Source organism: Deinococcus rubellus (genome assembly GCF_025244745.1).
Lineage (GTDB): Bacteria > Deinococcota > Deinococci > Deinococcales > Deinococcaceae > Deinococcus > Deinococcus rubellus.
Map to the genome: position 1 here is coordinate 1451937 of NZ_CP104213.1, position 21321 is coordinate 1473257.

Annotated in this window: 19 protein-coding genes and 1 pseudogene; 7 read left to right on the top strand and 13 right to left on the bottom strand. The window is 65.0% G+C overall.

From position 1 onward, the window contains the following. The first annotated feature begins 167 nt into the window (after nucleotides 1-167). Nucleotides 168-2174 carry a DNA topoisomerase subunit B gene (locus tag N0D28_RS07580; RefSeq protein ID WP_260561756.1) on the top strand — a complete coding sequence of 669 codons (2007 nt, stop codon included), beginning with the start codon at nucleotides 168-170 and terminating at the stop codon, nucleotides 2172-2174. Between the two features lie 81 nt (nucleotides 2175-2255). Here N0D28_RS07580 and N0D28_RS07585 read toward each other — a convergent pair whose 3' ends face one another. The 6 genes from N0D28_RS07585 to mntE form a co-directional block, all read right to left on the bottom strand. Beyond that, nucleotides 2256-2714, bottom strand: a complete 459-nt coding sequence (locus N0D28_RS07585) for a fasciclin domain-containing protein (RefSeq protein WP_260561757.1) — start codon at nucleotides 2712-2714, stop codon at nucleotides 2256-2258. A 434-nt stretch (nucleotides 2715-3148) separates the two neighbouring features. Next, on the bottom strand, nucleotides 3149-4678 hold the full coding sequence (locus N0D28_RS07590) for a glycine--tRNA ligase (RefSeq protein ID WP_260561758.1): 1530 nt from the start codon (nucleotides 4676-4678) through the stop codon (nucleotides 3149-3151). Nucleotides 4679-4938: 260 nt separating this feature from the next. Beyond that, nucleotides 4939-5721: an ethanolamine ammonia-lyase subunit EutC gene (eutC, locus tag N0D28_RS07595; protein ID WP_260561759.1), complete on the bottom strand. Its 783-nt coding sequence runs from the start codon at nucleotides 5719-5721 to the stop codon at nucleotides 4939-4941. Further along, a complete protein-coding gene (locus tag N0D28_RS07600) occupies nucleotides 5718-7097 on the bottom strand; it encodes an ethanolamine ammonia-lyase subunit EutB (protein WP_260561760.1) in 1380 nt (459 codons plus the stop codon). Before N0D28_RS07600 ends, eutC begins: the two co-directional genes overlap by 4 nt. Before the next feature lie 12 nt (nucleotides 7098-7109). After that, nucleotides 7110-7802 (bottom strand): DUF6683 family protein, encoded by a 693-nt coding sequence (locus tag N0D28_RS07605; protein WP_260561761.1) that lies wholly within the window; start codon nucleotides 7800-7802, stop codon nucleotides 7110-7112. A 114-nt stretch (nucleotides 7803-7916) separates the two neighbouring features. Next, the gene (mntE, locus tag N0D28_RS07610) at nucleotides 7917-8816 is read right to left on the bottom strand and encodes a manganese efflux transporter MntE (protein WP_260561762.1); all 900 of its coding nucleotides are present in this window, start codon (nucleotides 8814-8816) and stop codon (nucleotides 7917-7919) included. Nucleotides 8817-8924: 108 nt separating this feature from the next. Here mntE and N0D28_RS07615 point away from each other — a divergent pair, with 108 nt between their 5' ends. Both N0D28_RS07615 and N0D28_RS07620 read left to right on the top strand, forming a co-directional pair. Continuing rightward, nucleotides 8925-9347, top strand: coding sequence for a bleomycin resistance protein (locus N0D28_RS07615; RefSeq protein WP_260561763.1), 423 nt, complete (start codon nucleotides 8925-8927; stop codon nucleotides 9345-9347). A gap of 49 nt (nucleotides 9348-9396) precedes the next feature. Then, nucleotides 9397-11607, top strand: coding sequence for an ATP-dependent helicase (locus tag N0D28_RS07620; RefSeq protein ID WP_260561764.1), 2211 nt, complete (start codon nucleotides 9397-9399; stop codon nucleotides 11605-11607). A gap of 7 nt (nucleotides 11608-11614) precedes the next feature. On the opposite strand, the gene N0D28_RS07625 is transcribed toward N0D28_RS07620, so the two are convergent. Next, nucleotides 11615-12484, bottom strand: coding sequence for a CBS domain-containing protein (locus tag N0D28_RS07625; protein ID WP_260561765.1), 870 nt, complete (start codon nucleotides 12482-12484; stop codon nucleotides 11615-11617). A gap of 141 nt (nucleotides 12485-12625) precedes the next feature. Between N0D28_RS07625 and N0D28_RS07630 the strand changes: the two genes are divergently transcribed. Continuing rightward, complete coding sequence (locus tag N0D28_RS07630) at nucleotides 12626-13093, top strand: universal stress protein (RefSeq protein ID WP_260561766.1); 468 nt, start codon at nucleotides 12626-12628, stop codon at nucleotides 13091-13093. Then, a complete protein-coding gene (locus N0D28_RS07635; protein ID WP_260561767.1) occupies nucleotides 13090-13680 on the top strand; it encodes a DoxX family protein in 591 nt (196 codons plus the stop codon). The genes N0D28_RS07630 and N0D28_RS07635 overlap by 4 nt, the downstream gene beginning before the upstream one ends. A gap of 211 nt (nucleotides 13681-13891) precedes the next feature. Here the strand turns inward: N0D28_RS07635 and N0D28_RS07640 are convergent. The 6 genes and pseudogenes from N0D28_RS07640 to N0D28_RS07665 all read right to left on the bottom strand — a co-directional run. Continuing rightward, nucleotides 13892-14257, bottom strand: a pseudogene (locus tag N0D28_RS07640) (NUDIX domain-containing protein); the annotation flags it as partial. Between the two features lie 165 nt (nucleotides 14258-14422). Beyond that, a complete protein-coding gene (locus tag N0D28_RS07645; RefSeq protein ID WP_260561768.1) occupies nucleotides 14423-15025 on the bottom strand; it encodes a hypothetical protein in 603 nt (200 codons plus the stop codon). 45 nt (nucleotides 15026-15070) lie between these two features. Continuing rightward, complete coding sequence (locus tag N0D28_RS07650; protein WP_260561769.1) at nucleotides 15071-17041, bottom strand: N-acetylmuramoyl-L-alanine amidase family protein; 1971 nt, start codon at nucleotides 17039-17041, stop codon at nucleotides 15071-15073. 73 nt (nucleotides 17042-17114) lie between these two features. Further along, complete coding sequence (locus tag N0D28_RS07655; protein WP_260561770.1) at nucleotides 17115-17594, bottom strand: hypothetical protein; 480 nt, start codon at nucleotides 17592-17594, stop codon at nucleotides 17115-17117. Between the two features lie 51 nt (nucleotides 17595-17645). Continuing rightward, complete coding sequence (locus tag N0D28_RS07660; RefSeq protein WP_260561771.1) at nucleotides 17646-18836, bottom strand: amidase; 1191 nt, start codon at nucleotides 18834-18836, stop codon at nucleotides 17646-17648. After that, a complete protein-coding gene (locus N0D28_RS07665; RefSeq protein ID WP_260561772.1) occupies nucleotides 18833-19345 on the bottom strand; it encodes an LEA/WHy family protein in 513 nt (170 codons plus the stop codon). Before N0D28_RS07665 ends, N0D28_RS07660 begins: the two co-directional genes overlap by 4 nt. A 69-nt stretch (nucleotides 19346-19414) precedes the next feature. Between N0D28_RS07665 and N0D28_RS07670 the strand changes: the two genes are divergently transcribed. Together N0D28_RS07670 and N0D28_RS07675 are read left to right on the top strand one after the other, a co-directional pair. Continuing rightward, on the top strand, nucleotides 19415-20530 hold the full coding sequence (locus tag N0D28_RS07670) for a hypothetical protein (RefSeq protein ID WP_260561773.1): 1116 nt from the start codon (nucleotides 19415-19417) through the stop codon (nucleotides 20528-20530). 90 nt (nucleotides 20531-20620) lie between these two features. Continuing rightward, nucleotides 20621-21304, top strand: coding sequence for an outer membrane lipoprotein carrier protein LolA (locus N0D28_RS07675; protein ID WP_260561774.1), 684 nt, complete (start codon nucleotides 20621-20623; stop codon nucleotides 21302-21304). Nucleotides 21305-21321 lie beyond the last annotated feature (17 nt).

A 21321-nucleotide genomic window follows, 5' to 3' on the forward strand; every position in this document is an offset into this window, starting at 1 on the left:
ACGCTTTGTGAAACCGCCGTCAGGCTTTTCGCTCACAGCGTAATTTTCTTGACCAGAGTGTTGCGAGATGCTACACTATGGAGTCCACCAGAAGCGTGTCCAGTGGCGAGAAAGTTGCCGCACGCGATGTCTGCTCAAAGCTACGCCCATAACAGAAAAGGAGCTTCATGACCTCATCTGATTTACCCGATATCGGCACCACCCCGGAAGTCCAGGAATACGACGCCAGCCAGATCAGCGTCCTGAAAGGTCTGGAGGCTGTTCGCAAGCGCCCCGGCATGTACGTGCAGGGCGGCACCGGCGTGGACGGCTACCACCAACTCATGACCGAAATCATCGACAACGCCATCGACGAGGGCCTGGCGGGCTTCGCCGACGAGGTGCATATCATCATGCACGAGGACGGCGCGGCCACCGTCACCGACAACGGGCGCGGCATCCCGGTGGACATCATGAAGTCCGAGGGCCGCAGCGCCATCGAGGTCATCTTTACCGAGCTGCACGCGGGCGGCAAGTTCGGCCAGGGTGCCTACAAGGTGTCCGGCGGGCTTCACGGCGTCGGCAGCAGCGTGGTCAACGCGCTGAGCACCTACCTCGATGTGACCGTCAACAAGCACGGCCAGCTTTACCACATCCGCTTCGAGCGCGGCGACGTCATTATCCCGTTGGAGGTGCTGGGCGACACCCCCAAGGATGTTCGCTGGGCGACCAAGGTCAGCTTCCTGCCGGACGCCGAGGTGTTCAGCGAGTTCGACAACAGCTTCAACTACGACCGCATCCGGGGTCGCCTGCGGGAACTGGCTTACCTGACCGGCCTCAAGATCGTGCTGCGTGACGAGCGCATCGCGCTGCACGGCGATGAGATCAAGGAAGAAACCTTCCATGAAAAAGGCGGCATCGCCAACTTCGCCCGCGCCTTGGTCATCGACGACTCCAAGCTGCTCTACGACCAGCCCATCGTCATGCGCGGCACCCACAGCGGCGTGGAGGTGGAGGTGGCGTTCATCCACGCCAACACCTACTCCTCCGACAACATCCTGACCTACGCCAACATGATCCGGACCCGCGACGGCGGCACCCCGCTCACCGGCTTCAAGACGGCGTACACCCGCATTCTCAACAAGTACGCCCGCGACAAGAACATGATCAAATCCGGGAACCCCATTCCCGGCGGCGACGACCTGCTGGAAGGCATCTACTGTGTGGTGTCGGTCAAGCTGGGCGAGCCGCAGTTCGAGTCGCAGGCCAAGGTCAAGCTGCTCAACAGTGAAGCGCAGACCGCTGTGAACGCCGTGGTGGGCGACAAGTTCGCCGAATTCCTGGAGGAGAATCCCAAGATCGGCAAGACCATCGTGGAGAAGGCCGCTGAGGCTGCCCGTGCCCGCGAGGCCGCCCGCAAGGCCCGCGACATCATTCGCCGCAGCAACCCGCTGGAAAACGATGACTTGCCCGGCAAGCTGGCCGACTGTTCCTCGCAGGACCCGGCGGAGAGCGAACTGTTCATTGTGGAAGGCAACTCGGCGGGCGGCTCGGCCAAGGGCGGACGCGAGCGGCGCTTCCAGGCGATTTTGCCTCTGCGCGGCAAGATCCTGAATGTGGAGAAGGCTGAACTCAACAGGATTCTCAAGAACGCCGAGATTCGCTCGTTAATCGGCGCGATTGGGGCGGGCGTGGAAGGCACGGGCGACAACGTACACTTCGACCTCTCTAACCTGCGTTACCACAAGATCATCATCATGACCGACGCCGACATGGACGGCGGGCACATCACCACGCTGCTGCTGACCTTTTTCTTCCGCTACATGCGTCCGATTGTCGAGCAGGGCCACCTCTATATCGCCCAGCCGCCGCTCTACCGCATCATGGTGGGCCGCCAGACCAGCGCCAACAAGGGCACCTACCTCTACGCCGAAGACCAGCTCAAAAAGCACGTGGCGCAGGCCAGCCGTGAAGGCAAGAAGTACGAGATTCAGCGCTTCAAGGGCCTGGGCGAGATGAACGCCGACCAGCTCTGGGACACCACCATGAATCCCGAGGGGCGGGTGCTCAAGCGCGTCAGTATCGAAGACCTGCTCATTGCCAACGAGGTCTTTGAGGCGTTGATGGGCACCGACGTGGGGCCGCGCAAGGAGTTCATTCGGGAGAACGCGAGGTTCGCCGAGATCAGCATTTGAGTCGAGCCTAAAGAAAAACGCCGCACCTGTCAGCAGGGTGCGGCGCTTTTTTCATCTGTGGTTTGTCCGTTCCAGCCTGCCTCAGTTGGGCGGCATCAGCACGGTGTCGATCACATGAATCACGCCGTTGCTCGCCGCAATATCGGTCGCGGTGACGGTGGCGTCATTGACCATCACGGTGCTGCCGTTGACCATGATGTTGAGCGGGGAGCCTTCCAGGCTCGTGGCGCTGGTCATGGTCACCACGTCCGCCGCCATGACTTTCCCTGGCACGACGTGGTAAAGCAGCACGGCCTTGAGCTTGGCCGGGTCGTTGAGCAGGGCCGTGAGCTGATCGGCCGGGATCTTGGCGAAAGCAGCATTGGTCGGCGCAAACACCGTGAAGGGGCCGTAGCCGTTGAGTGTTTCCGTCAGACCGGCTGCCTCCACTGCCGCCAGCAACGTGCTGAAATCGGGATTGCTCACCACGATTCCGGCGATGCTGTTGTTGGGCAGCATAGAGGTCGCGGCAGCGGCGAACGCCGAGGGAGCGAGAACCATGGCTGTCGTCAAAAGCAGGGTTTTCTTGAACATAAGCAGCTCCTTTTAAGTCACAGAGCAGATTTCGGCTCCCGGCCCCACGCTCTTCAAAAAGGGCGGAGATACCGTTGCGAATTTGGGCTTTTTGAAGGCCCTTCTCCTCTGACTTGCTGCCAGCTTAAAGAACCTCTGGCCCCTGGTCGGTACGAGGCCATACAATGAGATTGCCGTGATCCAGAGCCGAGGCCGCAATCGCTTGATGGCGACTCCGATGAAACCGGTTTTCAAGACCAGTTTCATCGGACCAGCGGGCAGGCGTCCAGCCGGGCATCTATTCTGCCCAATACAAAACAACGGAAGAAGGAAACAAACGGAACCGTATGGTTGGACATCAGCGCGGCAGGCTCGAGGGGTTTGCCCCGGCCTGCCGTCTCAGAAATTCGGTTGTCAGCGCTTTACTTCAGCTTTGCCTGGAGCCAGCCTGCCAGCTCATTGATCGCCACGCGCTGCTGCTGCAAGGTGTCGCGGTCACGGATGGTCACGGTATCCTTGAGGTTCTCGTCCCCGCTCTGGTCGCCGCTACTCTGTCCAATGGTGTCGAAATCCACCGTGACGCAGTAGGGCGTGCCCACCTCGTCGTGGCGGCGGTAGGCCTTGCCGATGTTGCCGCTGTCTTCCAGCAGGATGCGGCCCAGCCCCAGCTTTTGCAGATCGGACTTGATCTGGCGGGCCAGTTCGACCAGCTCGGGCTTGTTGCGGGCCAGCGGAATGACCGCCACCTTGATCGGCGCGAGGTGTGGCCTGAACTTGAGCACGATGCGCTCGTTGCCGTTCTCCAGCGTCTCCTTGGTAAACGCCTCGCTGAGCACCGCCAGCAGTGCCCGGTCTACCCCCGCCGACGGCTCGATCACGAACGGCACGACGGGCTTGTTGGTGTCCGGGTGTGGGATGGTCAGCTTGGCAATACTGTCGTTGTTCTCGGCCACATTGGCAACCAGATTCAGCTCAGCCTGCGACTTGGTATGCGAGCCGAGATCGTAGTCTGAGCGGTTGGCGATGCCCTCGATCTCCTCGTACCCGAGGGTGGGGTAGTCGTACATCAGATCGTAGGTGCGCTTGGAGTAGTGGGCCAGGTCCTCTTTCGGGACGTCCAGAATCTCGATCTTGCTCCTCGGCACGCCCTGGGCCTCCCACCAGCTCAGGCGTTTTTCGAGCCAGTGCGCGTGCCAGTTCTCGTCGGTGCCGGGCGTACAGAAAAATTCGATCTCCATCTGCTCCAACTCCCGCACCCGGAAGATGAAATTTCGCGGTGTGATCTCGTTTCTGAACGCCTTGCCGATCTGGGCAATGCCGAAGGGCAGGCGGCGCGAGGTGCTGTCCACCACGTTCTTGAAGTTGGTGAAGATACCCTGGGCGGTTTCCGGGCGAAGGTAGCCGTAGCTCTCCTCGTCGGCCACCGGGCCGATGGTCGTCTTGAACATCATGTTGAAGGGCTTCGGCTCGGTCCAGTCGCCCACCTCGCCGGAAAAAGCGTCGCGCACACCTGCCGTCTTGAGGGCCTGACTCGCCTTCGCCGGGTTTGCGACCAGTGCCGCCACCACTGCCGGGAAGTTGCTCGCATCCTCGCCGATTTCCTGGGCGACTTTGGCGATCACGTCCGCCTTCTGGTCTTTGACCAGGTGGTCGAGGCGGTAGCGCTTGTTGTTCTTCTTGTTGTCCACCATCGGGTCGGAAAAGGTCGCTTCGTGGCCCGAGTGGCGCAGCACCAGCCGGTGCATGATGATGCTGGAATCCAGGCCCTCCATGTCGTCGCGTTCATAGACATTGGCCCGCCACCAGGCGGCCTTGATGTTGTTCTTGAGTTCGACGCCGAGCGGGCCGTAATCGTAGAAGCCTTGCAGGCCCCCGTAAATTTCCGATCCCTGAAAAATAAAGCCCCGGCGTTTACACAGGCTGACGAGTTCTTCCATCGAGGTTGCGGGCATGGCGGTCTCCTTCGGGGGATATGGGATATGGAAAACAGCAAACCGCCCCCAGACGGTGTTGGTTCTCCGTCTGGGGGCGCAGTATGGTTTGCGCGGTTCCACCCCAGTTCCCCGCGCTGGGCGAGGCACTTTGTTGAAGTTGTCGGGCGTTGTTGATCTCGGCCCGCGCTCCCCGCCGCCTGTTCACGCCGCCGTGTTCGCCTGACTTCCACCGTCTCAGGCTCGCTCGTGAACACGTTTACCGGGCTACTCTCTGCGGATCAACGCTGCGGGCATTGTGGCGCAGGGCAGGGGAGGGGGTCAAGGGGCAGAGGCGCGTCCAGTATCCTCCCGCTCTCGTCCTTGAGGGTCACCCCGCTCAGTTCACGCCGCAAGCTTTCGCGCAGCAGGTAAGCCGTGCGCCGGGCCGCTTGTGGAATCTCCAGACCGCCGGGCCGGATGTTGGAGACACAGTTGCGTTCGCTGTCGAGTTTACCGACGCGCGGCGCGAAGGTCAGGTATGCGCCCAGGCTATCGAAGCTGCTGAGACCGGGGCGCTCGCCCAGGATAATCAGGCTGACCCCGCCCCTCAGCAACTCGCCCGCCCCGTCGGCCAGGGCCACCCGGCACTGCCGGGCCAGCAGAAGTTGAACGCTCAGCCTGCCCAGCAGCGGGAGCAGTTCTCGCAGCAGGGCCGGGGCATGTGCCAGGGCAGCGGCGCTCAGCCCGTCACCCACGATGATCAGCACATCTGGGGTAGGGAGGTTCGACGCTGCCAGCAGGGCTTTCGAGTCTGGGTGCAACCGGCGGCCCAGGTCCGGGCGACGCAGGTACTCAGCGCGGCTGCCTGCCTGCGAACGAATTTCCACGGCGTCGGGCCACTCCTCGAGCAGCGGCCCGAAGTCGGCGGCGGTCCACACCGCGTCGCGGGCGGCGGCGTGGGCCTGACCGAACTTCAGCACCTCACGGGTGGGCAGCGAAGTTCCGGCCCGGCCCAGGGCGATGCGGGCGTCGGTGAAGGCTTGTAGGGTCTGCCAGGGTGTCGTCTCGTCCAGTTCGCTCATCCGGCTCCCAGCGCACCCAGCGCTTCTCTGAGCGGGGTTCCGGCCCCTGGCAGGCTCAGCCGTCCACTGCGGGTCAATCCCACACTCTCCAGCCAGACCCCGAACTCCGGCGCGGGCGGGCGGCCCAGCAACTCGCGCACGTACCAGGCGTCATGAAAACTCGTACTTTGATAATTGAGCATGATGTCGTCCGCGCCTGGCACGCCCATCACGAAGTTGACATTTGAGGCGGCCAGCAGGGTCAGCAGCACGTCCATGTCGTCCTGATCGGCCTCGGCGTGGTTGGTATAGCACACGTCCACCCCCATCGGCAGCCCCATCAATTTGCCCGCGCAGTGGTCTTCCAGACCTGCCCGGATAATCTGCTTGCCGTCATAGAGGTATTCGGGGCCGATGAAGCCCACCACCGTGTTGACCAGCAGCGGAGCGTAACGCTGCGCCACCGCGTAGGCCCGCACCTCGCAGGTCTGCTGGTCGAGACTGTGATGGGCGTTGGCGCTCAGTGCGCTGCCCTGCCCGGTCTCGAAGTACATGACGTTCTGCCCGAGTGTGCCGCGACTGAGACTTTGGGCGGCGGCATGAGCCTCGTCCAGCAGCGCCAGATCGATGCCGAAGCCTCGGTTGGCGGCCTGCGTGCCCGCGACGCTCTGAAATACCAGATCAACCGGAGCGCCGCGCCCGATGGCCTGCATGGTGTTGGTCACGTGGGTCAGGACGCAGCTCTGGGTGGGAATATTGAGCGTCTGGCGAAGTTCGTCGAGCAGGTGCAGCAACCTCATACACGCGTCCACGCTGTCCAGCGCCGGATTGATTCCGATCACCGCGTCGCCCGCGCCGAACATCAACCCGTCCAGGCAGGCGGCCAGCACTCCGCGTGGGTCGTCGGTGGGGTGGTTGGGTTGCAGCCGGGTGGAAAAATGCCCGCGCAGGCCCAGCGTGTTGCGAAAACGGGTCACGACCTCGCAGCGGCTGGCGACGAGCATCAGGTCCTGGTTGCGCATCAGCTTGCAGACGGCAGAGACCATCTCGGGAGTCAGGCCGCCGCGCACCGCCGCAAGCTGTTCGGGCGTGGCCGACAGCAGCCAGTCGCGCAGCCCGCCCACGCTCATGCCGCTGATCGGCGCGAAGGCGTGGGCGTCGTGGCTGTCCACGATCAGGCGCGTCACCTCATCGGCCTCGTAGGGAATCAGCGGTTCGTCGAGCAACGTTCGCAGCGGCAGGTCGGCCAGCAGGGCGCAGGCGGCCTGCCGCTCCCCGGCGCTGCGGGCGGCGAGCCCGGCGAGTTCGTCACCCGATTTCTGCGCCGAGGCGCGGCCCAGCAGTTCGCGGACATCAGTAAACGTGTAGGCGGTGTGGCCGGGCCGGGTCTGGAACATCGTTTCCAGAGTCTAGTTCAACTTCATGCCCTTGAGGACAATCGCGGCCAGCGTCTTCGCCGTATTGGTCAGATCGGCGTTGCCGTCGTCCGCGCCGTTCTGGGCGATGCCGATGATCAACGCGCCGGTCATCACCGAGGTCTCGTACATCGCCTGAATGTCGCCCGGTTTGCCCTGCATCACCCCGGTGTCCACCAGCACGTCGTTCAGCCCGCGCTGGAGGGCGTCGATTTCGGTGCTGGTCAGCTCTGCGCCGGTCTGCACCTGAAGGCTGAGGCTGATCAGCAGGGTCAGGCCAGCAGCCAGGTTGTTTTTCCGAAGCTCCGGGATGGTCTGGGCGGCGTTGAACAGCTGGAGGCACACCTGAGCCATCTGCTGCTGGTCGCTGGGCTTTGTCACCATCGCGGCGCAGTTTTTCTGCTGGGTCGGGCGTCCCTTGAAGGCGAAGTCGGTTCTGGAGAGGGCGTACTTGTACTTGACTGGGATCGCCGGGGGCTTAAGCGCCTGCCGCACGGCCTGGGCGGTGAACTCGGGTTTGATGGTGGCCGCCACATACCCCACCGAACGCTGTGCGAAGCTCTGGTAATTCTGAAACGAGGGCGTGAAGAACTGGGCCTGGGCACTGCCCAGCAGCAGACTTGCCGTCGCCGCCGCCGTGAGATGCCTGCACCAGTCCTTCTGCCGACCCTGCTGGACCTTAGCCATGTCGTTGCTCCTCCGCTCGGCAGGTCTGGCGGGGTGAATGGGCACCGTCTTCCCGCGTCGTGCCGAGAGCGTCAGATCAGTGTATAGAAAATAAGGGCCAGATCAAATCTCCCCTCACAGCACCAGCACCCCGTGGTGCTTGGCCTTCTCCTGCGGCTCCACGTGAATGGTAACGCTCGCGCCTTCCACCTCGAGTTGTAGGGCGTTTTCCAGCCGGTCACAGATGGCGTGGGCTTCCTCCACCGTCATGTCGCCCGGCACCACCAGATGAAATTCCACGAAGGTCACGGCCCCAGCGTGGCGGGTGCGCAGGTCGTGGGCTTCCAGAGCACCCTCAGCCTCGGTGCTGATGGCCCGCCGAATGCGTTTCTCGGTACCGGGGTCCACGGCGGCGTCCATCAGACCGCCCACGCTGTCACGCACCAGGCTGTAGCCGCTCCAGAGAATGTTGAGCGCCACCAGCACCGCCAGCGCCGGGTCGAGGATGAACCAGCCGGTGTACTTGGCGATCATGAGGCCGCCCAGTACGCCCACGCTGGTCACCACGTCCGACATCACGTGCCGCCCGTCGGCGATCAGCGCCGGAGAGCGCCTCGCCCGGCCAGTTCGCAGCAGCACGCCCGCCCAGAGAAAATTGATGACGCTGGCCCCAGCGCTGATCGCCAGTCCCGTCAGCGGCGCGTTCAGTTCGCGGGGATGCTGAAAGTCGGGCAGTGCGGCGTGGATGATGCTGAGGGCCGCCAGAATAATCAGCACGCCCTCGGCCACCGCCGAGAAATACTCGGCCTTGCTGTGGCCGTAGGGGTGGCCCGCGTCGGCGGGGCGGGCGCTGACCCGCAGGGCCAGGTACGCGCCGATGGCCGCCGCCACATTGATGATGCTCTCCAGCGCGTCGGAATAGAGCGCCACACTGCCGGTCAGCAGGTAGGCCAGGTACTTGAGGCCCAGCACCAGCAAGGCCACCAAAACGCTTTGCAGCGCGGTGCGAATGGCGACGGCGGTGGGCGAGAGCATTGGCCCAGACTACAGGACCACCGAAGTGTTGGGGAAGCGCCCTGGGAATTTGCAACGGGGGCGGGCAGACGTTCTTCATCTCCCGGCCCACTGGGTAGACTGCCTGCCATGACCGAACCCAACACTTCTCATGTGCCGATCACCGAGTGGGCCGCCCTGGTGCCCGAGCTGGACGTCAGCGACCTGGCACGCAGTCTGGACGTCTACACCCGGCTGTTCAGCTTCACCGTCAACTACACCCGCCCCGGGTTTGCTTATCTGAGCCTGGGCCGTATTCAGTGGATGCTTTCGCAGATTCGTCCTGGCGGCTCGTGGCAGACCGGAGCGCTGGACTATCCGCTGGGGCGCGGCATCAACTTCCAGATCAGCGTGCCGGATGTGGACGCGCTGTATGCGCGGCTGGAAGCTGAGGCTTACCCGATCTTTGTGCCGATGAAGACCTCGGTGTATCTGGAGGGCAGCACCGAACACTGCCAGCGCGAGTTTCTGGTGCTCGACCCGGACGGCTACCTGCTGCGCTTTACCGACTGATCCTTCTGCCCACAGCATAATCGCCCTCCTGCCGCGCTAGACTCTCCGGATGACTGGCCGTGACCTCCTCTCCGAACTCAACCCCAACCAGGCCGAGGCTGCCGCGCACTTCGAAGGCCCCGCGCTGGTCATTGCGGGCGCGGGCAGCGGCAAGACCCGCACCCTGATCTACCGTATCGCCCACCTGATCGAGACCCACCAGGTCGACCCCGGTCAGATTCTGGCCGTCACCTTTACCAACAAGGCCGCCGCTGAGATGCGCGAGCGGGCCTCGCACCTGATCACTGGGTCTGACAAACTGTGGATGAGCACCTTCCACTCGGCGGGCGTGAGGATTCTGCGGGCCTACGGCGAGTACATCGGCCTGAAGCGCGGCTTTGTCATCTACGACGACGACGATCAGCTCGACATTCTCAAAGAAATCATGGGCAGCATTCCCGGCATCGGCCCCGACACCCATCCCCGCGTGCTGAGAAGCATCATCGACAAGGCCAAGAGCAATTTGCGTTCGCCGGGCGACCTGGACAAGTGGCCCGAGCCGTATATCAGTGGGCTGCCCCGAGACGCTGCCGCCGAGGCGTTCCGGCGCTATGAATCGCGCAAGAAAGCCCAGAATGCCATCGACTTCGGCGATTTGATTACCGAGACCGTGCGGCTCTTTCAGGAAGTGCCGGGCGTGCTGGCAAAAGTGCAGGACCGGGCCAGATTCATTCACGTGGACGAGTATCAGGATACCAACAAGGCGCAGTATGAACTGACCCGGCTGCTGGCTTCAAGAGACCGGAATCTACTGGTCGTGGGCGACCCCGATCAATCGATTTACAAGTTTCGTGGCGCGGATATTCAGAACATCCTCGATTTTCAAAAAGATTACACCGATTCCAGAGTCTATATGCTTCAGCACAATTACCGTTCCAGTGCCCGTGTGCTGGGACTCGCCAACAAACTGATCGAGAACAACACCGAGCGTCTGGAGAAAACACTGCTGGCTGTCAAAGAAGACGGTATGCCGGTGGTCTTCCACCGCGCCAACGATCACCGGGGCGAGGGCGATTTCGTGGCCGAGTGGGTGACCCGGTTGCACGCTGAGGGCCAGCCGTTCAACAAGATGGCGGTGCTCTACCGCACCAACGCCCAGTCGCGCGTGATCGAGGAGTCAATGCGGCGGGTCAGCATTCCGGCCAAGATCGTCGGCGGGGTGGGCTTTTATGACCGGCGCGAGATCCGCGACATCCTGGCCTATGCTCGCCTGAGCATCAATCCGGTGGACGATGTGGCCCTGCGCCGCATCATCGGGCGGCCCAAGCGCGGCATCGGCGACACGGCCATGGACAAGATGCTGACCTGGGCGCAGATCAACGGCACGTCGCTTTTGGTTGCCTGCGCCAATGCCGAGAGTATTCTCGACCGGGGAGCCAGCAAGCCCGTCGAATTTGCCAAGTTGATGGAAGCCTTCTCCGAGGCCGCCGACAATTACTCGCCCGCCAGCTTCCTCAAATTCCTGATCGAGTCGAGCGGGTATCTGGATTTATTGCGCCAGGAAGGACAGGAAGGCCAGGTACGCCTGGAGAACCTGGAAGAACTCGTCAGCGCCGCCGAGGAGTGGAGTAGCGACAACGAGGGCGGCATCGCCGAATTTCTGGACGATGCGGCCCTGCTGTCGAGCGTGGACGACATGCGGACCAAAATCGAGAACAAGGACCAGCCCGAGGACGCCGTCACGCTGATGACCATGCACAACGCCAAGGGCCTGGAATTTCCCAGTGTGTTCATCGTGGGCGTGGAGGAGGGCCTGCTGCCCAGCCGCAACAGCCTGAACGAAGCGGGCGGCATCGAGGAGGAGCGGCGGCTGTTTTACGTCGGGATCACGCGGGCGATGGACCGGCTCTTTCTGAGTGCCGCGCAAAACCGGATGCAGTACGGCCAGACCAAGAGTGCCGAGGATAGCCGATTCTTGGAGGAACTGGGCGGCGGTTTTGACAGCATCGACGGTTACGGGCGGGTCATTGAGTACAGGCAGAAGACCTGGCGTGACTTCAGCCCTGGCGCGCAGCCTGCGCCCAGTGTGGTAAAAAATACCAGCCCGCTGACCGCTGGGATGGCCTACCGGGGCGGCGAGAAGGTCAAGCACCCCAAATTCGGTGAGGGACAGGTGCTGGCGGTATCGGGCATGGGCGAGAAGCAGGAAGTCACGGTGCATTTCGGGACGGCGGGGACGAAAAAACTGATCGTCAAGTTTGCGAATCTGAGCAAGGTCTAGAGCGGATTCAGGCCTCCTTGGGCCCGCTGGAGACGGCGGCCTGATCCGGGTGGGCCTCGCCCAGCAGGGTTCTCAGCACGTCGCTGATGGTCAGGACGCCGAGTAGCCGCCCGCCCTCGCTGATGACCGGCAGGCCGTGAATGCCCATTTCCAGCATCCGGCTCAGGGCGTCGCGCATCGGGTTGGTGTCTAAGACGTACTCGCTGGGCGGGCGCATCATCTCCCGCACCGTCACGCCTTCCAGAAAAAATTGATCGGCCAGCACGGTGTCGCCGTGTCCCACCTTGCCATGCTCCACCGCTTCGCGCAGATCGCGTTCGTGGATGACGCCGACCATCACATCGCCGTCCAGCACCGGCAATACCCGCAGTCCGGTGATGTTGAGTTTGGCGCTGGCCTCGCGGGCAGGCGACTCGGCCCTGACGCTGATAGTGTTGACGGTCATGTGCTGGCGCACCGATCCCCACTTGAGCCGGGCCTGCTTGACCTCGGCCCTGAGGACATCGGTGAGGGTGAGCATCCCGCTGAGCTGGCCATTTTCCAGCACCGGCAGACCGCCCACCCGGTGGTCCAGCATCCGGCGCACGGCGTCGGTGAGCGTTTCTTCGGGGATGGTGGTCAGGACCGGCTGGGCCATCACGTCGCTGACATTGAGCTGGCCGACGCGGCAGATAAACTCCCACGGCGTCAGGTTTTCGTGCAGGGCGGGCAGGTGGCGTTTGATGTCACGCTCGGTCAGCAGGCCGACGAGTCGCGCGCCCTCAAACACCGGCAAGCGTTTGATCTGCTGCGCCTGCATTCTGGCGGCGGCAGCGCTCAGTGGGTCTGACAGTGTGATGAACAGCGCTCCGATATGCATGGCGTCTTTGACCAACATAGTGTCTCCTTTGAACGTCCCTGATCCTGGCCCTGGTGAATTACTGGGGCGTTACGGCGCTGGGCAGGCCGTAATGCTGCGGTAACGCGCTGGGCACAGGCTGCCCTTGTAGATCAACCGTACAGAAAGACAGGAGGCGTCATGTTTGCTCACATTCTCGTCACCACCGACGGCAGCCCAACCAGTCACCAGGCCCTGCCTTACGCCGCCGACCTTGCCCGCCAGTATCAGAGCGACCTGACACTGCTCTACGTCGCGCCGCCGCCGCCGATCTCTTACGCGGACGGCGCACTCTACTCGCTGGACGTGGCCGAGGAACGCGAACTGATTCGCCTTGAAGCCGGGCGCGTCTTGACTGAAGCTGGCCGCCTGCTGGACGTGCCCAACCTCCAGACCGTGAGTGTGGAAGCGGGCGGCAGTCAGGTTGCCAAGGTCATCGCCGACGAGGTGCAGCGGCGCGGCGTGGACGTGGTCGTAATGGGCACGCATGGCCGCAGCGGGATGGCCAAAATGCTGCTCGGCAGCGTGGCCGAGGCACTTTTACGGCGCGTGGAGGTGCCAGTGCTGCTGGTGCGCTCGATTAAACCCCCCATAGGAGACCACATATGACCCAGGTCAACGTTCGTTCCGCTGCGCCGCCCGCTCTGCATGAACCGGCCATCTCACGCTTTTTATTCGCGGACCCACGCCTCGCGCCGCTGTGGACGCTGCTGCGCCTCTACGTCGGCTACGAATGGCTGCTGGCAGGCTGGGAAAAACTGACCAACCCGGCGGGCGTCTGGGTGGGGGCCAAAGCCGGAACCGCTGTCAGCGGCTTTTTGCAGGGCGCGCTGCACAAAGCCTCAGGCGATCACCCCGATGTCAGCGGCTGGTACGCCACCTTCCTTGAGCGTGTGGCCCTTCCCAACGCCGCCACCTTCTCGTACCTGGTGGCTTACGGTGAAATCCTGGTGGGCCTGGCGCTGATTCTGGGGCTGTTTACCGGCCTGGCAGCTTTCTTCGGCGGCCTGATGAATGCCAGCTACCTGCTGGCCGGAACCGTCTCGGTCAATCCGCTGCTGTTCATTCTGGCCACCTGGCTGGTGCTGGGCTGGCGGGTGGCGGGCTGGTGGGGCCTGGACCGCTGGGTGCTGCCGCGCTTCGGGGTCTTGCTCGGCATTCAGCGGGCCGGGGAGCCTGGCCCGAACTCAAGGTGAGTGGTTGGGCGGCCCGAGCGTACCAACAGACCGCCTTCCTCTGGTCTCAATCAACTGAACTGCCAACTGATACGGATTCCGATTGAATCGTTTGCAAAAACGATGAATATCCGAGCGTATCGAGAATGAGAAGAACGGGTTCCGGGCGTGGAGTTGGCAAACTGGCGCTTTCCCAGTCTGTTAACGAAACAGACGGAACCCGTATGGGCCGTCAGCGCCGAGACACCAGATGCTGCACACCGTCTCCAGGTCGATTTGGGCCTGGTAGGTTCGGCACGAAATCTCGCACCATCGGTGGCACCAGTTGCGTCTCGGCCAGCCTGTCCAGATTGATCCACTCGAACCAGTACCCCCCGGCGCTGAGGTTGGCAAAGGCTTCGGCAGGCAAGTCGGGCGCGGCCCCGGCAACGTAGTAAAATGCGACGCCCTGATGTGGTCCGCTGGCCGGCTCGAAGAAATCCTTGGAGATCAGCGCCAGCTGTAGCGGTCCCACGTCTCGCCCGGTTTCCTCCAGCAGTTCGCGCCGTGCCGCCGCGAGGCTGTCCTCGCCTGCCTGGATGCCGTCCGCCGGGGAGGTGACACATGTCCAGGCCCGGTTCGCGGCACACCAGCACCAAGCCGCCGTGAATGACGATCACGGCGGCGCGCAGGGAAAAGCGGACGGTGGCAGGCTGAAAGTCTAAATCGGGGGCCGGGCCAGGGGCGGTCATACGGTCCGTGCCGCAGACCGCATACCATGCCCTCACTTCACGCTGATTCGCACCGGCTGGGCACTCACCTTGACCTGCTGCCCGGCCTTCCCGGCAAAGCCCTGAAACCAGCCCTCGACCATGTACTCGCCTGCGGGCAAGGTCAGCGTGCGGGTAAACGTGGCGCTGCCGCCTGCCGGGGCCGTCTGAATCTGCTGCTCCTGGGTGCAGATGCGCTTTTCGCCGGTGGGATAGATCACCGCTCGTGTGCCGACTTGCAGCACCCGCAGACTGGGGGCCGCCGCGCAGTTCTGCTCGCTGTCGCGCCCGGCACTGAAGTCCAGGGCCGCTGCCTGGTCGTTCTTGAGGCTCAGGCTCAGTGTGAACTCGCCGCTGACAGTGCGCGGCGCGCTGAGGGTCGCTCCCACTTTGTCGAGTATCACTGGAGCGGGCAGAATCAGGGTGGGCGGCGGGCTGGGCTGCGTCGGAATGGGGGGTAGTGGCGCGGGCTGGGCCGGAATGGGGGGCAGTGGCGCGGGCTGGGCCGGAATGGGGAGCGGCTGATTGACTGGCGGAATCTCTGGCAGATTCGTTTGTGCCAGCGCGGCGGGCAGCATCAGAACGCCCAGGAAGAGCAGGGGCAGCACTTTGTTCATCTGCCCAGTTTAAGTGACTGGTGTGATCTGCGGCTGATTTGCCGTTTACGGTTGGCCGCCGGGGTCAGTTGGTGGGCCGAGTGGCGGGCCTGTGGGCACAGTGGGTCCGGCAGGCGCGGGCGTCGGTACCAGCGGCGCGTCGGGCTGCGGCGGGCGCGGCAGCGGCGTGAGTTCGGGGAGCGGTGGGGCTGGCGGGACGAGCGGCGCGGCGAGCCTGGCCTGCGCAGCGTAATCGTCGGCGATGCCCTGCGCGATGCCCTGGGCGATGGCTTCGCGGCCCACCGGATCCATCAGCAGCCGCAGGTCGCCCGGCTGGGTCAGGTAAGCGGTCTCGATCAGCAAGCTGCGCTGCGAGGTGGGCCGGGTCAGTGCCAGGTTGCTGACCCGCAGGCCCGGTAGCGTGAGCGGCGGCGCGCTCTGGGTGGGCAGGTTCGTCGCCGCGGCGATGCTCTTGATGAGCGCCCTGGCCAGCCCCCAGGTCATCGGGTGAAAGGTGTAGACCTCCAGGCCGCGCCGCTGCCTCGGGTCCGCACCGTCCGGAAGGGCATTGGCGTGAATGCTGATCAGTAGATCGGCGCGGAGTTGCTCGGCCATCAGCGGGCGGTCATACAGCGGCACCCGCACGTCGCGGTCACGGGTCAGGCGGGCGTCGGCTCCCTGGGCGCGCAGCAGTTCCGCCACCCGCCGGGCAATCGGCAGCGTGATGTTCTTTTCCGGCTCGCCCAGACTGCCCGCCCCGCCGAGCTCTGAGCCGCCGTGACCGGGATCGAGCAGAATCAAGCGGTTCTTCAGCGGTTGAAGCGGGTCGAGTATGGGCGCTTGGCGGATGTGCAGCACCCACGCGCCCGGCTCTGCCGTGACGTGGTAGCCCCAGTTCTGGGTTTGCGGAAGCTGTACCGTCAGACGCAGGCTGGACCCGTCCGGCTGCCAGCTCAGGGCCGGTGTGTGGGGGTCGCTGGGGGTGTGGCCCGCTGGAACCACCGCGTCGGCAAGTGTCCAGCTCAGGCCCGCAGAGTCGCCCACCTGGCTTTCGTCGAGGCTGAAGACGGTGCGCTGGCTGATCGGCAGCCGCACCTGCCACTCGCCAGGCAAGCTGAGCAGTTGCGGCACTCCTGCTCCGGCAGTGGGCGGCGGTGTGCCTGCTGGCAGCAGCTTCAGCACCGATTTGAGGGCGGTGGCCAGGCCGCCGGGTCCGCGCACCAGGTAAGCGTCGCCCAGGTCGCCCAGCACGGCCAAGCGCTGCCCCTGTTTGGGAAACAGCAGGTCGGTGGTGCCCGGCCCAGTGGTCAGGGCGCTGGTGCTGGGATTCACGCCCTCACCCACGTCCGCTGCCGTGACCTCGGCCACCCGCGCCGCGCCCGTCGGTGTGGAGTTGAGCGTGCCCGGTGCGGTGGCGACGACCGTATTGCCGTCTCTGCCGGTCAGGCTGACCTTGACGTCGGCTCTGCCCAGCGGCAGGTTCTCCGGCAAGGTCAGGGCCGCGCTGTACCACCCGGCGGCCAGAGGCGGGCGGGTGCTGGCAGGCTGCTCGGTCAGGGCGAAGCGGCCCAGCCCCGGAATGCTGACGCTGGCCCGTCCGCCCGGCGATCCCTGAAAGCCCACCGTGAAGGTGCGGCCCTCTGCGGGCACGCGGGTATACAGGCTCAGCGCCCGGTCCGGCGTCAGCGTCCCGGCCTTGATGGCGGTGGGCTTGGCGGGCAGGGCGCGCGGTGGATTGAAATTCACATTGAACGTCACGGTGCGGCGCTGGCTCCCCAGGCTGCTGAGCAGTTTCAGCGCATTCTTACCCATCTTGAGCGGCAGCCACTCCATAAACAGGCCGTCCGCGCCGACGTTGAGTGCCTGTCCGTTGAGGCTCAGGTTCGCGCCGGGCGTCACGTGGCCCTCAAAGATGACGTGGTCGTAGGGAACGCTGTAGTTCGCGGGCGGGTAGGCCACCACGATCTCCAGGGCGCTGGGGGCGGCGTGGGCGGCGGTGGTGAGCAGCAACGTCAGGACAAGGCCGCAGGAGCGCATGCGTCAACCTAGCGCTCAGGCAGCCTGAAGGGTGTGAGAGGCGTGCCCGACGGGCGAATTCAGAACGGTGGGTTCAGAAGCGGAACTCCAGCCCGGCTCCGGCGCTGATGCCCGACTTGGTATCGGTCTTGACACTCACGCGCCAGCCGAGCGGCCCGGCCAGTGGCCCGCGCGCGCCGCCTTCCAGGTACACGCCCACGCCGGAAGACTGGCTGCCAGCGGTGTGGTAGGCCAGCCCTGCGCTGAGGAAGGCGTCAGTCTTGGTGAACGGCAGATTCAAATCGCGCAGGGTGCCGCCCACCCGCACCTCGCTCAGCCCGCCCGCGCTGCTGCTGGTGGTCGCGCCCGCCTCGACACCCACCGTACCGATGAACGGCACCGGTAAGAGCGCGCTGCCTGCGTGGGCGTCCAGGCCGTTGGTCCGCAGGTCCGCACCTATCCACAGCGCGGCGGCGTGGGCCGGAGCGAGGCTGGCTGCGCCGAGCGCGAGGGCGGGAACCAGGGCGAGTCGGGCCGCGAGCAGGGGGAAAGCGTGTTTCGTGCGCTGTTTCATCTGCTCAAGGTAAGCGGCGAGCATGAAGGCTGTCTGACGGCGGAGTTCTGGTCAACCCAGCGCAGATTCCAGGCTCAGTGCCAGCCCCAGCAGCTCGGCGTCGGTATTCCAGGCTCCCACCAGCTGTACGCCCACACTGAGCGCTCCGGCGGGGCGGGGGAGACTGACCACCGGCACGCCCAGCAAACTGAACGGCACGCTGAGGCGCAGCACCGCCACCCGCAGCGGCGTCAGGGCTGAATGCGGTTGGCCTTCCGGCAGGGCCAACTCCTCCTGCCCGGTCAGCGGCGCGACGCCCGGCACGGCGGGGGCCAGCAGCACGTCAAACTGGGTGAACAGGTCCTCTAAGCGGGCGCGGTAGCCGTCGCGTTTGGCCCTGGCCGCCAGTACCTCCTCATGGGGCCGCGCCGCGCCCAGCCGCAGCAGGGCCTCGGTGCCCTGGCTGAAGCCGGTAGGCGAGTCGTCCAGCGCCGCCGCGTGAATGGCCGCCGCCTCGCTCTGCACGATGGGACTGTAGGCGTCGAGCATGTCGGGCAGCCGGAATTCCTTGACCGACGCGCCCAGCGCCTCCACCTTGGCACCCACCTCGTCCAGCGCGCCCAATGCCTCGGCTTGCAGCCACTCCTCGGGCCGCCACAGGCCCACCCGCAAGCCGTCCCAGCTTGTCGCTTCCAGCTTTTTGCCACTGAGTGCAGCGTGCAGGCGGGCTGCCGTCGCCACGTCACGGGTCAGCGGTCCGGCGTGGTCGCAGGTCTGGCTCAGCGGCAAGATGCCGGTCGTCGGCCAGGTGGGGTGGTCCTTGGTCGGCTTGAATCCCACCACCCCGCACCAGGCCGCCGGAACCCGGATGCTGCCGCCGGTATCGGTGCCCAGCGCGAAATCCACCTCGCCCAGCGCCACTGTGATGGCCGCGCCGCTGCTCGACCCGCCTGGCACCCGCGCCGGGTCGAGCGGATTGCGGCCCGCCGCGACGGGGTTGGCCCCGGTGATGCCCAGGGCGATCTCGTGGAGGTGGGTCTTGCCCATCAGGGTCGCGCCGAGGTCGAGCAGACGCGTCACCAGCGGGCTGGGCACCACGGGCGGCAACTGGGCCTGGGTGGAGGCCGTCAGCGGCCAGCCGTCCACGCCGTAGAGGTCCTTGACATTGAACAGCAGGCCCGACAGGGGACCGCCTGCCGCGCCGGGAATAGGCTGCTGCGGCTGGTAGGCCCACGCGCCGAAATTGTCTGGGTCTGGTGTCATGGCAGGATGGCAGGCTGCTGAAAGAGGCCCTGTGCCAGCGTGTACGGCCCGAAACTCGGCTGGCCCAGCGCCCCGAAGTCGGCGGTAAACGTGCCGTCCACCCGGTAGGGCATCTCGCGGCCCCGCGCCACCTGCAACCAGATGGCGGTGGTCTGGAAACTGACCGGCAGTTCCAGCAGGGCATCTTGCAGGGCGCTGCCGCGCGCCGGAACGTCGATGTTCGGCAGGTTGACGGTCCCCACGTCCGCGCCGTTGAGGTAAAAGTGCCCGTTGATGTTGGCCAGCCGCGCCGCAACCGGGTTGGGGTTGTCGATCCGCAGCTTGATGGTCACGCGGGCGATGGCCGGAGACCCCAGTGCCAGCCCGGTCAGGCGGGTCTGCTGGACGGTGAAGGTGGGCACCTTGACGACGCGTTGCAGCGCGGGGGCGCAACTGCTCAGGCTCAGCAAGCTGCCCAGCAGCGCGGCGGTGAGGAGAACCGGAAGCGGTAAGCGGCCAGGCAGGATCATGCCCACAAGTCTAGCGGGCTGGAGCTGAATTGTCTGAAATGGTGGGTGCTGATCGCTACACTGCGGGGCATGATCTTCCGGACTTCCCGCGCACGCCGTCCCGTTCGCTTTACGCTCAAGGCGTTGCTGCTCGCCCCGGCATTCTTCAGCCCAGCTCAGGCCGCGACCTACGACTTTTCCGGCTCGGTGGCCTCGGGGGTGGCCCAACCCTTCACGGTGCGCGCGGGCGTCTCGGACGTGCTGCTGGGCGGCAACCAGCTCTCGTTGGGCGTGTCCAACCGCGCCGCCGAGGTGGGCGCTGAGCGCAACCAGCCGCTCTTCACCATCGGCACCGTGAACCTGAAGCTGAACGCCGCGCTGGTGTTCGCGCAGCCGGGCGTGCGGCTGGGGGCCTCGGCAGGCGGCACGCTGGGGCCAGTGGCGCTGAGCGCCTCGGGGCAGTTCTGGAGCGCGCCAGCAGCGGCCCTCGATCCGCTCTCGGTCTGGAATCAGGTGGCTCCCGCCGTCGGTCCGCTCGGGGCCCAGGCCAATCTGGACGCCAAGTACCGGGTGTCGCGCAACCTGATCGCCACCTTCAGCGGCCAGCTGGGCGCGCAGAGCCGGGCGGCCCTGAGCGGCGAGTGGCGGGCCGGAGCTTTCAGCTACCGTCTCGGGGCGCTGGGCGGCGTGGGGGTGCTGGGCGCACTGGCCGGAGCCACCTACCGCGCCGATACCTTCACCCTCAGCGCGGACGCTCTGCTGGGGCGCAGCTTCGGCGGCACGCTGACCCTGGACGCTCCGGCTCTCATCGCCCTGAATGACGAGCAGGCCATTGACCTGAGTGCTTATCTGGCTTATGAGCCGTGGCGCAGCGCGGCCCTCCCCCTGCGTTACGGCCTGGACGCCGATGTGCCGCTGGGCCAGGCCGTGGACGGCCACCTGAGTCTTGGTGTGCGCGGCGGCAGCGGCGGCCTGGGCGTCCGCGCCGGGTACACCTTCACGCCAGGGGCGGGAGCATCAACGCAGACGCCAGGAGCGGGAACACAAACACAGACGCCAGGGGCGGGAACGCCGGATCAGGTGCCGGAAGTGGGTTCGTCGGACCAGCCGCCGGAGCTGGAGACCACCGACCCATCAGCAGCGCCGTCATCCACCGATCAATCACTTCCCCAATTGCCAATGAACCAGCCGCCAAACCAGCCCTGAGCAGCTCCCTGGGGTGGCCTGGCGGGATCGGCCAACCCGTCGTCAGCCAGCCTCGGGGCTTCTCATGAGAGCGGACGCGATACTCCGGGCATGCGTATTTCTCCTTCTCTCGCCGTGCTGGGCGTCCTCGGCGTCGTTTCACTGACTTCTTTCTCGGTGGCGCAGGCCCAGAGTGCCGACGACATTCTCAACAACCTCGCCAGTGCTCAGAAGTCGGCCAAGGACGTCAGTTTCCGGGTCTCCGGCACCGCCGATCAGGGCGGCGGCGTCCAGAAGCTCGATTTGAATGTCCAGACCATCCCGGCGTCCAACCTGGCCCGCGTGGTGTTCAATGCCCCCGACGCGCTGGCCGACAACGTGGTCATTCTCGACAACAAGGAAGTCCGCAATTACCTTTACCTGACCAACCAGATCACGGTGATGAACGCCAGCAAGGCAGCAGGCGGCCAGGACCTCGGCGGCCTCGACCTCTCGCAGCTCAGCAACCTGGTGACGGCCCTCAAGACCCGCTACGACGTGAAGCTGCTCGGCAGCAGCGGCGCGGCCCCCAACCGGGTCTACCAGTTGGAAGCCAGCCCCAGGACCGGCGTGCAGGGCGGCAAGACCCGTGTGTTCGTCAGCGAGAACGGTTGGCGGCCCACCCGTTTTCAGCTCATTGATGGCGCTGGCAAGACTGTGGCCGACCTGAACGTCAGCGAGTACAAAGTCAACAGCGGCCTGAGCATGGCCCGGCTGCGTCAGTTGCCCAAAGACGCCCAGATCATCCGGCAGTAGCGCGCGCCTCCTTTTAG